The following is a 12,173-nucleotide window of genomic DNA, read 5'->3' as shown; positions in this document are numbered from 1 at the left end:
CCGTAAGGCTTTCCCTTGCTGCGGCTACATTGGCAGAGCCTCGAACTCATAGCCCTGCTCCTTGAGCCATTTTATGGCGCGTGGCAGAGCGTAGCGCATGTTCTTATGAGCCTTGATGGAGTCGTGGAACACTATTATGCTGCCGTTGCGTGCATAGCGCATCACATTTTGGAGCACCTGGTCGCCGTTGAGACGTTTGGAATAGTCGCGTGTCACGAGGTCGTACATCACCACATTGTAATGACGCTTTATCAGGCGTGCCTGCCCGGGCCACATGATACCGTGGGGCGGGCGGAACAGTGTGGAGTGGATGAGATTGGAGGCTTCGGTGATGTCTCGGAAGTAGCGTTGGTTGCACTCCTTGATCCCTTGCAGATGGTGCATGGTGTGGTTGCCGTAGGAGTGGCCGCGGCGTTTCACTTCCTCAAGCAGTTCGGGATGGCGTCGCACATTGTCGCCTACCATGAAGAATGTGGCTTTTATGCCCTCCTTGTCAAGAAGGTCGAGCACCCAGGGGGTCTCCTCAGGCACAGGACCGTCATCGAACGTGAGGAACACCACCTTGCGTCCGCGACGCTTCACTCTCCACCATGCTTCGGTGAAGAGCAGACGATAGAACGTCGGGGGCTGCTCAATCCACATCTCCTAACTCGTCGTATTTCTGGAACAGGAAGTCGTTGTAGGGGAAGCGCGTCAGGTGTATCTCCTTGGCACGGTCGTAGAGCATCTGTTTTAGCTTGTCGATGTTTTGCCCTGACTTGGCTGATATGAACACACAGTCGTGGGGAAGTTTTGCCATCCACATCTTTTCAAGCTCATCGAGAGAGATGTTTTCGCGTGTGCGCGGGGTGAGGTCATTCTCATCCTTCTCCACGTGGGTGAAAGCGTCAATCTTGTTGAACACCATTATCATGGGCTTGTCGGCTCCGTCGCACACCTCGCGAAGAGTCTTGTCGACAACCTGTATCTGTTCCTCGAACTGAGGGTGTGATATGTCGACCACGTGGACCAGAAGGTCGGCTTCGCGCACTTCATCGAGGGTCGACTTGAACGAGTCGACCAGATGGGTGGGGAGCTTGCGTATGAATCCTACTGTGTCGGTGAGAAGGAACGGCAGATTGTCGATGATCACCTTGCGCACTGTGGTGTCAAGTGTGGCAAACAGTTTGTTCTCGGCAAACACTTCGCTCTTGCTCAGTACATTCATGAGGGTGGATTTGCCGGCATTGGTGTATCCCACGAGGGCTACACGCGTGAGCTTGCCGCGGTTCTTGCGTTGCACAGCCTTCTGCTTGTCGATGGCGCGCAGCTCCTCTTTCAGCAAGGATATCTTGTTGAGGATTATACGGCGGTCGGTCTCTATCTGGGTCTCTCCCGGACCGCGCATGCCTATGCCGCCTCGCTGACGCTCAAGGTGAGTCCACATGCGTGTGAGCCTGGGGAGGAGATACTGGTACTGGGCGAGCTCCACCTGGGTCTTTGCGTTTGCCGTGCGTGCACGTTTTGCGAATATGTCAAGGATCAGGCTTGTGCGGTCAAGGATTTTCACTTTGAGTTCACGCTCGATGTTTACAACCTGCTTGGAGGACAGGTCGTCATCGAATATTGCCATGCCTATGTCGTTGTCCTCGATGTAGGCACGTATCTCATCGAGCTTCCCTTTTCCGACGTATGTGCGGGGGTTAGGGTATTCGAGTTTCTGTAGGAAAGTCCTGACTGTGACAGCTCCTGCCGTGTCGGCGAGGAATGCGAGCTCGTCGAGATATTCCTTGGCTTTCGTTTCGTTCTGTTGGTTGCTTATGAGCCCTACGAGCACTGCACGCTCCGTGGTCTCTTCGCTGAGTATCTGGTCGATCATCGAATGATTAGTGATTCTTTTTAGCTGATCTGGCTTCTGCCTCTGCCTCCTTGTGGCGGCGTATGTGGGCGTTGAGATAGGAGTTGAATATCAGCCATATTATAACATCCAGCATCACTATAATGTTGATGTTCAGCATCCGGCTCAACCCGAGATTGATGAGAGTGAACAGTGTGGATATAGTGATGATGGTTACCATTGCTGTGCGGGGATTCATCCCTGCGGCAAGGAATTTATGGTGTATGTGGTTCTTGTCGGGAAGGAAAGGGGAGCGGTGCTGGCGTATGCGTACCAGGTACACTCTCAGCACATCGAAGCTGGGGATGATCAGGGGAGAGAATGCCAGGACTGCCGGCTGGAAGTTGAGTACCGGATCGTAGGGATGGGTGAACAGCTTTATGCCGAGCATGCTGAGTATCAGTCCGATGGTGAGCGACCCGGTGTCGCCCATGAATATCTTGGAGTGCTTCTTCACATCTCCGAACACGTTGTAATAGAAGAATGGGCATAGCACTCCGAGAGAGGCTAACGATATTATCGCATAGGCATATTCCCCGAGCAGCAGGAAGGAGATGCCGTATATGCCTGTGGCTATTGAACTGAGTCCCGAAGCAAGGCCGTCGATGCCGTCGATAAGGTTCATGGCATTGATGATGAACACTATTACTATTGCGGTGAACGGCATGCCCATCCATGATGGCATGTTCTCGATGCCTAACGATCCGGCAAGCGTGGTGAACCAGCATCCCGCGCTGATCAGAAGCACGGCACATACTATCTGCACCACGAACTTTGCACGGTACTTTATGCCTATGAGGTCATCGGCGATACCGACAAGGTAGAGCAGTTGCAGGCTGCAAAACAGGGCTATCATCAGCAGGCTGTTGTTGAAGAACACGTTGCCGAACTGAGGCGAGCCCGAGATGATGTTGGCGGCGATTGTAAGTGCAATCGACAGGAGTATTACGGGTACGAAAGCTATACCCCCCAGTCGAGGGATAAGCCCTTTGTGGATTTTTCTTTCATCAACTTCGTCAAAAAGTTTGCGTCGGTATGCAATCAGAAGTATCTGAGGTATCAGCACGCCGGCGAGCAATACGCACAGCGCGAAAACTATTAGCGAATTAATGATCCAATAAGCCATAGACACACGTCCTTATATTGTCAACTTGCAGTGATGATTTTCGGCAAAGATAGGCATAATTTGGGGAATATAAAAGAAAAACACTAAATTTGCCCTCGAAAATAATTAATTCATTTAAACAGATTCCGTTATGTTAAACCCAAAAGTTCAGGACGCTATCAATGAGCAGATTAATGCCGAACTGTATAGTGCCTATCTCTACTTGTCAATGGCGCAGTATTTTGAGGCCGAGGGTCTCGCAGGATTTGCCAACTGGTTCAAGATCCAGTTTCAGGAGGAGCAGGCTCACGCCACTATCTTCATGAACTATGTGAATCAGCGTGGAGGCCGTGTGATGCTCAAGGCTATTGATGCTGTCCCCACCACCTGGGATTCACCCATGGAGGTGTTCCGTGCCACACTTGAGCACGAACAGAAGGTGACCGCTCTCATCAACAGTCTCTACACTCTCGCCATGCAGGAAGAGGATTATGCCACCCGCGACCGTCTCAACTGGTTTGTAGGTGAGCAGGTCGAGGAGGAGGACAACTGCCGCGCTCTCATCGACAAGCTCCGCCTTATCGGCGACAACGGCATGGGTCTCTATATGCTCAACACCGAGCTTGCAGCCCGCACCTATGCCGCACCCTCGCCTCTTGCAGCCGAGTGATTGCCGGTGTTTAAGACCAAAGGATTAAGACAATAGAACAGGAGAACTCTTCAGAGCATCGTCCCGAAATATAGATTTAAATTATAGATCTTACGGTTCATTGCTCCAAAGAGTTCTCCTGTATTCATTCCGCCTGCCCCAACCGTTTTGAAGGGGGTGGCGGATTCTTTTGTTGGTATTTATTGTGTCATTCTTACCTTGCGTGCTTTCTCTTCAAGCTCTTTGGCTTCATCTGATTTGCCTTGGGCTGTGAGCAGACGAGCCTGTAGTCTCATATACTCCGATCTGTAATACCCTATGGGGTATTCGTCAGCAATCTGCCGCATCCATTCGTAGGCTTCGGCTATCAATGGCTGGTTGTCCGTGGTACATAGCTGTATGATATGCCCCTGTATATAGCTGAGTTTGGCGTCGTCATTGAATATTCCGTAACGAAGGGCATTGTGCATCTCGTCGAGCATTGCGCGGTGGTTGCCGTCAATCCAGTGGCGGGCAGTGTAGAGGGTTGCGATGTATTGAGGCTTCTTTTCCCAATTATGAATTCCCTTAACGTATTGCAGATAGTTGTTGTATTCAGTCTCGTTGAATTTGGATGTCTTTGGTTTGTTCCACACGTATTTGCCTATGCGGCTTCGGAATGTGTAGTCCAGAAACATGTCAACACTGTCTTTTGCTACGATCTGATAGAAGCGGTTGCGGTCACGGAACATTTTTTTCAGTACCGGTGACATCGGATCGGAAATATTGTATACCACTATTTGCCAGCAATCGCGCGGCTCATGTCGGTGTCGGAGATCACGGTAAAGAAGCGTAAGGCGCGCCTCATAGAGAAGCTACGCCGGATGCTCGGCAGGGATATTGACAGCTATCTGATATTTTTTCTATTGGCGGCTTAGAGGGTTGCCGGCAATAGATAGCCTATAAAAAGAGACTCGGCATCATGATTGCATTATCATGGTGCCGAGTCGGTCGTTTTGTGTGTGTGTGAATTTTCAGTATTTAGGGTTAGTGTTTGGGAACTTCGAGATCGTGGAGCGAGTAGGCTGTCATGAGCAGCTGTGAGATGGGAAGATCGGGGAGCCGCTTGCGTGCGAAACCGCTGACTTTTTTGATCTGCTCAGGGGTCGAGGGTGCGAAAGTCTTTGAGAGCTGTGCCAGCAGTGAGCCCTGCTCTTCCGTGTCGAGTGTGTCAAAATTTTTGTCACAGAAATCTACGTATGCCTCCACATCCATTGAGGCGTGGGCTTCGGCGAAGCGGAACATGTTGGCAAATTTGGATGTCAGACCCATTTTTTCGACGTTCTGTTTGAATTTGTCATACTCCTGGCGCGATGCCTGGTCGGTTATTACATTGGTGGTGAAGTATCGGTTTGCCTCGAAAGTCATCTGTTGTTTGATCTGTTCGGCTATGTCGTTGCTCTTTGAGGTGTCGAAACGGTCGCGGTTGGCAATCATGAACTGGACGCGGGGAGTGTTGTAGCCGGTGGTATAGGAGTCAAACATGAAGTGGTTTTCAGGTTTCAGACGCTGTTGCTCATTGAGGGATTCGAAGTAGTCGTCGATTATCTTGCCGGCCTGATAGAATGCCGACATGTAGTCGCGAGCGTTGTCCACGATGCTTATGGCATATGCTCTCACCACTTCTGGGGTGCGCTCGCCGGCCTCGTAGCGCGCGGTGACGCGCTCGGGGGAGAGTTCGGGATTTTTGCACATTTCTACTGCGGTGATGAAGTCCTGTCCGTCCTTCATGCCGGCGAATGATCCGAGCTTGTTGCCGTCGGCATCAAACACCATGAGAGTCGGGTAGGCCTTGACTTCGACTGTCTTTGCGAGCGCGGCACCTTCGGCCTCGGCGTCAAGCTTGAGGCATACGAAATTGGGGTTGAGATAATCTCCGATTTCCTTTTTGGGGAATACATTGGCCGCCATGCGTTTGCAGGGTCCGCACCACTGTGTGTAGAAGTCTACGAAGATGAGTTTGCCTTCAGCCTTGGCGGCTGTCTTTGCTTCGTCGAATGTGATGTGGCGGAATTCTGTCTGAGCCGCAGCCGGCATAATGCCAGCCATGGCTATCAGAGCTGAAATGATAGTTTTTTTCATCAATTATTGGAATATTAGATGTTCTGGGTCAGAGACGGGTTGAAGTTGGTGGCGTTCATGGGGAAGGGATAGATCCACAGCGGAGAGTTGGGGCGGATGGTGAAGTCTCCGAAATCGTCCATGTGGTGCACCACATCGGCTGCATATTCAGGCTCGGTGTTGCGACGCTTGCAGTCGAAGAAGTTTTCATATGATATTATGCACTCCACGGTCTTGGCTTTGCTCAGCAGGGCCATGGCCTCCTGTTTGGTGTTGACGGTGCCTTTGAAGGGTCTGTAGAATTCGGGGTGTATGCGGTATTTGCGCACCTTGTCGACCTGGTCGAGACCCTCGTCGATTTGTCCCGCGCGGATAAGGCACTCGCCAAGCACGTAGTACATCTGCTCGGCGCGCAGTCCCCACACGTTGATGCGGGCCGCACCCTGGGGCGAGTAATTTGCGCTCCCCTCGGGTCCGTAGAGCAGGTCGTCATATTCGGTCCAGTCATCCTCGCGCGAATAGTAGCGCACATAGTCGCCCTGTTCGTAGAGGCTGAGGAACTTGGGAGTGAGTGTCATGTTGCCCATTTCGGACTGGTTGGTGACGAAGCTGGTGAGGATAAACATGTAATGGTTGGGCGAGTTGAAAGTGGATTCCCAGGTGCCTTTGTCGACTATGGTAGAGCGGTCTTCGATGGTGGGGTTGATCTCGAGAGCTTTGCGGGCATATGTGGCTGCCTCTTCGTAGCGTTTCATCTGGAAGAGCACACGGGCGCGCACTGCGTAGCCGAAGTCGGCCTCGAAGCGGAAGGGATCGTCGGTCGGGGTTTTGTCGAGGCATTCTATAAGCTCGTCGGAGCAGTCGGCGAGGATCTTCTCGTAGACCTGGGCCACGGTGAGCTTGGTCTTCTCGGCACCGAAATCGATATTATCCACGTAAGGCACGCCTCCGGTCGATGCGGCGGTGGCCTCGTCATACTGTGCGGCCCATAGGTTCACGGCCAGGAAGTGAAACCATGCGCGGAGTATGCGTGCCTGTGCTATGAAGCGGTTTTTCTTGTACTGGTCACCGTCGAGATCAGGCATCTGGCAGGCCACGATGTTGCAGTATTTTATATTCGAGTAAATCTCCTTGTAGCGGTCGTCCTCCTCGCATAGAGCGACGCGGTCAACGGACTCGTCAGCGTAGATGAACGCGTACTCCACGGAGTTTTTCACATTGAATATTTCCTCGGGAGTCGACCACAGTGCGAATGTGTTGCCGGTGATCATCTCGTGGTTGAAATCCCAGTCATATATGCGCCATTCCTTGTTGATGAGCGCGCCGAGGTCGTCGACGGTGTTGAGAGTCGAGAATCCGCGGGGAGTTATGTCGAGCTTGTCGTCACAGGAGGTGAACACGGCAAGCAGTGTCAGGAGGAGTGAAATATATTTTTTTCTCATGATGAAAAAGTCTTTAGAGGTTGAGGAAAATGCTCATGGTGTAGGTCGACGGAGTCTTGACGGGGATTCCGCCCATGCGTGTTGCTTCGGGGTCCCAGCTGCGGCCGTTGCGTGCCCATGTGGCTACGTTGTCGACCTGGAAGCGGAGGCTCAGGTCGCTGAGTCCGATGCGGCGTATGAGTTTGCGCTCAAACTCGTAGGAGAGTGTGATGGAGCGGAGCTTCAGGTAGTCGGCACGCGAGTAGTTGCGATAGTCCGATGAGGCTATCTGCATGGTGCGCGAGTCGTAATATTTTGTGAGATATCCGTTGGGGACGGCACCTTCCACACCGTTCCAGAAGTCAAGTTCGGATGCTGCTGATCCGCCTCTGGTCGAGGTGATGCCCCATACGCGCGGGTCGGTGTTCATGTAGTGGCCGCCGTAGTAGTGCATCATGGCTGAGAGTGTGAAGCCCTGGTAGCGTATCTCCGGGATGATGCCGCCGGTCCATACGGGGGTCGATGTGCCGAGATATACGCAGTCCTCTATCTTGAAGTCGGCCGATGAGAGTGATGTGTTGTGGATCTCGCCGTTGTGGTCACGCCATGTTCCGTAGGTGATGCCCTTGTCGTCGGTGACATATCCGGCATAGTCGACACCGATAACTGTGTTGAGGGGATAGCCCTGCTTGAGTTCCATGGAGCGGAACTCCGAGCCGGTGTGGGGATGGAAGTACACTTTCTTGACCTTGTTATGGTTGTATCCGAATGTCAGTCCGAGGTTGATGCCCAGCTGTTTGCGAGAATTGGAGGGGAGTATGCGGCCGTTGAGCTGTAGCTCGACACCGGTGTTGAGCATCTCGCCCGCGTTGAGCAGCAGGTCCTCGAAGCCCGAGGTGATGTCAAGAGCCACGTCGGTGAGGATGTCGGTGCTGTATTTGCGGTAAGCGTCGACCGAGCCGTTGAGGCGGTAGCCGAAAAGGGCGAAGTCAAGACCCCAGTTCCATGTGGCTGTCTTCTCCCAGCGGAGCTGGTCGTTGGGAGCCTCCTGTATCTCGCCCATGATGCCGCCGTTGAAGCGGTTGGTCGAGAGGCTTGCGGTCATGACTGACTTGGCGTTGGAGTTGATGTTTCCGGTCAGACCGTAGGAGACGCGGAGCTTTAGGGCGTCGAGCCAGTTAAGAGGCTGGAGGAATGCTTCGTTGTGGGCGTTCCATGAGCCGCCTACCGACCATAGGGGACGTCCGCGGAATTTCGGGTCGGTGCCGAAGAGGTCGGCCTTGTCCACGCGGTATGATCCGAATACGCTGTAGCGGGAGTCATACACGTAGCTGCCGGTGAAGTAGTAGCTGTAGAAGCGGTGGAGGGTTTCGGAGGTGCCGAAGTTAGCGTAAACGCCTGAGGGGGGGCAACTTGTGCCGAGTATGCCCATCTGGCCGAAGCCGTTGACGAAGTCCCAGTCGACGTGGGTGTTCTGGTTGGTGAGGGTCTGGTGATCATAGCCGAGATAGGCTGCGGATGAGCCGCTTGACTTGGTCTGGCGGTATTCGAAGCCGGCGAGGACGCTGATGTCGTGCTTGCCGAAAGTGCGGTTGAAGTCGGTCTGCGCACGGAAGGTGTAGAAGCGGCTGTGGGTGTTGGATGATATGAGCATGCCGCCTTCGGGCACGTGGTGTTTCAATGGGAGAAGTTGTTCTACCTGCTTTGCGGCAGCAAAATTGCCGTTTTCGTCATAGAAAAAGTCACCAGTTACGGGGTTGAAGACTGAGTAGCCGGGGTAGGCGTCGGGATTGTCATATACGTCCCAAAAGTCGACAGAGGGGTCAACCTCCCATACCTTGGTGACTCCGCCTGTGGTATAGCGGTTATAGATGTCGCGGGCATAATAGGAGTTTTTAAAGTATTCGGTCTCTGACTGTTGCTGTATGTCCTCGTGCTGATACATCACCGAAGCGTTCCATCCCTGCACAGGGAGGTGGAAGAGGGCGTGTACATAGGCGCGTATGTTGGTGCCGGTAGTTTTGGATGTGTTGAGTCCGATCTCGTTGCGGAGATTGTAGGAGTGGTCCATCAGTCCGAAAGCCGGATTCTCGAACACGGGATTGTCGAGCATGGCGTCGGCTTCCATGCGGGCGAGTGAGCCGTCGGGGTTATACATGCTCTGATAGGGGTAGAAGCTGTTGATTTCGCTGTAGGCTCCGGTGGCATTGCGCTTAGTGCGGTTGTTGATGACGTTGACTGAGAATGAAAGGTCGAGCCACTTTGCAGCCTTGAGGTCTCCTTTGTAGCGGAACTGGAGTGAGCGGTTGTTTTCTTTCTTCATTCCGAGGTTGTCGTCGGAGTAGTTGAAAGTGAAGCTCGATGCGAGCACTTTGCCCTGATTCCGGAGCGAGAGGTTGTAGGTCTGGGCTATGCGTGTGCGCTCGGCGGCGTCCTGCCACTCGCGTCGGTAGTCGTTGCGCGCCCACTGGTCGAGGGTGTTGTTCATGACATCGGTGTCGAGTTCACCGAGATAGTTGCGCACTAACATGCGGGTCACCGGAGAGAGGCCTATGCGCTGGTCATAGTCGTTGTAGCGGCTGAGCAGGGCGTTGAACTGATCGGGATCTTTGTCCTTCATGCCGTTCCAGTTGAGCTGTTCGAGCTGTATGGCCTGTGCCGCCGAGGCCCATCCTGCCTTGGAGTAGTCGGTCTTTCCCGAGATTGAGAGGTCGGCATTGAATTCTACAGAGAGCTTTTCGCGGTCAGCCTGCTTGGTGGTGATGACGATGACGCCGTTGGATGCGCGTGCGCCGTAGATGGCGGCTGCCGAAGCGTCCTTGAGCACGGTCACCGACTTGATGTCATAGTTGTTGACTGTCTCGATGCCGCCCTCGATGGGGAGTCCGTCGACCACAACGAGCGGTGCAGTCGAGGCTGTGAATGTGCCGACACCGCGTATGACGATATTGTTTTCACCTGTGGCGTATTTGTTGCGCTTGTTTACGAGTCCGGGTATGTTGCCTTCGAGGCCCGAAGTGATGTCGGCTATGTGACGCTTGTTGATTTCGTCGCCCGAGAGTATGGTGTAGGAGCCGGTGGCATTTTCGCGCTTGATGTTCTGATAGCCTGTTACTACCACTTCATCCATAGTCGATGCATTGGTGCGGAGGGTGACGTTTAGCGGCTTCCCTATGTTGTTTCTGGTAAGTCGTACAGACTGTGGATGCATGCCCACGTAGGAAAATTCGAGCGATGGGTCGGTGTGGTGTACATGGATGCTGAATCGGCCGTCGATGTCGGCACTGACACCGTAGTGAGTGCCTTTGAGCATGATGGTGGCTCCCGCGAGCGGTTCGCCTGACTCGTCGACCACAGTGCCTGTTATATTAGCGTCGAATGTGGTGGAACCCTTTTTTCTTTCGGACAGTGACACGGTGGTGCCTACAATCTTATATGACAGCCCGAGCTGCTGCTCTACAGTGGCATTAAGGAGGTCCGATAGTGAAGTGTTATGGTAGCTCCCTGATACAGTGGATGAATTATTGGTTATGAGGGATTTCTCATAGACGAAGTCATATCCGGTACTTTGTTTGAGAATCCGGATCGCCGTTTCGGCAGTTGCGTTGCTGAATGTCGCATTGTATGTCGTCTGTGCGCCGGCATACATATGCACACACAATACCATTGCAAGTAACCATAGGAGTCTTGGTTTCATAGGCTGATGTGATTGATATGATTTGGTTTTAAGGTATATATTACGTTTTAAGGTATATATTACTATGTGGTTGGGTGTCATTCTTCCGAAATCAGTATCTTGTTGTCGGAGGGGGAGACGGTGAAGCGTATGTGTCCGCAGTTCTCAAGTACTTGTATCACTGTGCGGAAGTCGGAGTATCGCGGTATGCTTCCCATGAATATGCGGGAGGACAGGGATTGGTCGGTAAATTCGTAATGGAAGTCATACCATCGGCTGAGGTCGCGCATTATGCGTTCGAGCGTCTGATTTTCGAAGATGAAGCGTCCGTGCCGCCAGGATGTAACCACGCCGGGGTCAACTACCGACATGTTGATGCGGTCGGATGTGTGGTCGAGTATTGCCTGGTGACCTTGAGAGAGGAACAGTTCTCCTGACGGGGCTGAGGATTGGGAGAGGGATATGGAGCCGGTCTCAAGTGTGGTGTAGGTGGCCGGCTCATCGTGGTAGGCGCGTATGTTGAAGCTTGTGCCGTATACTCGTACTACCTGACGGTCGGTCTCCACGTAGAATGGCCGGGAAGGGTCTTTCTTTACCTGGAAATATACTTCTCCGGTCACTGCCACACGGCGTTCGCCGGAGCCGAATGCTTCTGGGTAACGTATGGTCGACTCGGAGTTGAGCCATACTTCGGTTGAGTCCTCAAGGATGATTTTGAATTCCCCTCCGCGTGGCACTTCGAGGCATAGCTCCTCGGGGGTAGGGGAGGGAGGGGTGATGAAGCAGTCGGCACCATCGCGCCCTGATTCATTGGCTGAGAGTGAGATGGTCTGTCCTGTGGAGTTTGTGACTGTGGCTTTGGGTGATCCTGCCACAAAGTCGTCGAGGCTTTTTGCCGGAGGTGTCTCGGCTATGTGCTGACGGCTGTCGCCGATACTTGTGGAGAGGCGGACAGGGGAGAGGAAAAGCAGTGTCGTACCGATGGCTATTATGGCTGCCAGTATGGCTGCCGCACGTATTATGCGCCGTGATATGCATGCCCGGCGTCTGGAGCGGATGATCCGGGTCATGTCGAGAGCGGGACGGCGGTAGTCAACCGCGCTTCGCATGAGCATTTCTTCGGACAGGGTGTCATAATCCGACAGGCTTTCGAAGAATCGTCGGTGGGCCTGATCGGCGTCCAGCCATTCTTCCAGCCGTTGGTTGTCGGATGGAGATATGGTGCCTATCATGCGCAGATATATGAGGCGGGTTATGTGACGGTCGTAGTCCATGGATTATAATTGGGTATTTAACATAGATTACACGCGTATTGCATAAAAGTATACTTATTTCACCAAATTTTT

Annotated in this window: 10 protein-coding genes; 2 read left to right on the top strand and 8 right to left on the bottom strand. The window is 53.0% G+C overall.

The window, feature by feature from the left end:
- Window positions 1–24 precede the first annotated feature (24 nt).
- Genes EZ315_RS04565 through EZ315_RS04555 form a run of 3 tightly spaced genes read right to left on the bottom strand, consistent with a single transcriptional unit; the run spans window position 25 to window position 3,002 of the window.
- A complete protein-coding gene (locus tag EZ315_RS04565) occupies window positions 25–642 on the bottom strand; it encodes a polysaccharide deacetylase family protein (RefSeq protein WP_135471000.1) in 618 nt (205 codons plus the stop codon).
- Window positions 632–1,858: a GTPase HflX gene (hflX, locus tag EZ315_RS04560; protein ID WP_135470998.1), complete on the bottom strand. Its 1,227-nt coding sequence runs from the start codon at window positions 1,856–1,858 to the stop codon at window positions 632–634. Before hflX ends, EZ315_RS04565 begins: the two co-directional genes overlap by 11 nt.
- A 7-nt stretch (window positions 1,859–1,865) precedes the next feature.
- Window positions 1,866–3,002 carry an MraY family glycosyltransferase gene (locus tag EZ315_RS04555; protein ID WP_135470996.1) on the bottom strand — a complete coding sequence of 379 codons (1,137 nt, stop codon included), beginning with the start codon at window positions 3,000–3,002 and terminating at the stop codon, window positions 1,866–1,868.
- 130 nt (window positions 3,003–3,132) lie between these two features.
- Between EZ315_RS04555 and EZ315_RS04550 the strand changes: the two genes are divergently transcribed.
- A complete protein-coding gene (locus tag EZ315_RS04550) occupies window positions 3,133–3,651 on the top strand; it encodes a ferritin (RefSeq protein ID WP_135470994.1) in 519 nt (172 codons plus the stop codon).
- Between the two features lie 179 nt (window positions 3,652–3,830).
- Here the strand turns inward: EZ315_RS04550 and EZ315_RS04545 are convergent, their stop codons facing one another.
- A complete protein-coding gene (locus EZ315_RS04545) occupies window positions 3,831–4,382 on the bottom strand; it encodes a hypothetical protein (RefSeq protein WP_137070924.1) in 552 nt (183 codons plus the stop codon).
- Between the two features lie 27 nt (window positions 4,383–4,409).
- On the opposite strand from EZ315_RS04545, the gene EZ315_RS16315 reads away from it, so the two are divergent.
- Complete coding sequence (locus EZ315_RS16315) at window positions 4,410–4,547, top strand: hypothetical protein (RefSeq protein WP_160653057.1); 138 nt, start codon at window positions 4,410–4,412, stop codon at window positions 4,545–4,547.
- Between the two features lie 109 nt (window positions 4,548–4,656).
- Here the strand turns inward: EZ315_RS16315 and EZ315_RS04540 are convergent, their stop codons facing one another.
- The 4 genes from EZ315_RS04540 to EZ315_RS04525 all read right to left on the bottom strand — a co-directional run bounded on the left by EZ315_RS04540 (window position 4,657) and on the right by EZ315_RS04525 (window position 12,101).
- Window positions 4,657–5,751 (bottom strand): thioredoxin family protein, encoded by a 1,095-nt coding sequence (locus tag EZ315_RS04540; RefSeq protein WP_135470990.1) that lies wholly within the window; start codon window positions 5,749–5,751, stop codon window positions 4,657–4,659.
- Between the two features lie 14 nt (window positions 5,752–5,765).
- Window positions 5,766–7,172: a RagB/SusD family nutrient uptake outer membrane protein gene (locus EZ315_RS04535; RefSeq protein WP_135470988.1), complete on the bottom strand. Its 1,407-nt coding sequence runs from the start codon at window positions 7,170–7,172 to the stop codon at window positions 5,766–5,768.
- A gap of 13 nt (window positions 7,173–7,185) precedes the next feature.
- Window positions 7,186–10,848, bottom strand: coding sequence for a SusC/RagA family TonB-linked outer membrane protein (locus EZ315_RS04530; RefSeq protein WP_170957460.1), 3,663 nt, complete (start codon window positions 10,846–10,848; stop codon window positions 7,186–7,188).
- Window positions 10,849–10,925: 77 nt separating this feature from the next.
- Window positions 10,926–12,101, bottom strand: a complete 1,176-nt coding sequence (locus EZ315_RS04525; protein ID WP_135470985.1) for a FecR family protein — start codon at window positions 12,099–12,101, stop codon at window positions 10,926–10,928.
- Window positions 12,102–12,173: the final 72 nt, after the last annotated feature.

This window comes from Duncaniella freteri, from assembly GCF_004766125.1.
In the GTDB taxonomy this organism is placed as follows: domain Bacteria; phylum Bacteroidota; class Bacteroidia; order Bacteroidales; family Muribaculaceae; genus Duncaniella; species Duncaniella freteri.
The sequence above is the reverse complement of the archived record's forward strand: the minus strand, read 5'-3'. Positions and strand labels throughout refer to the sequence as shown.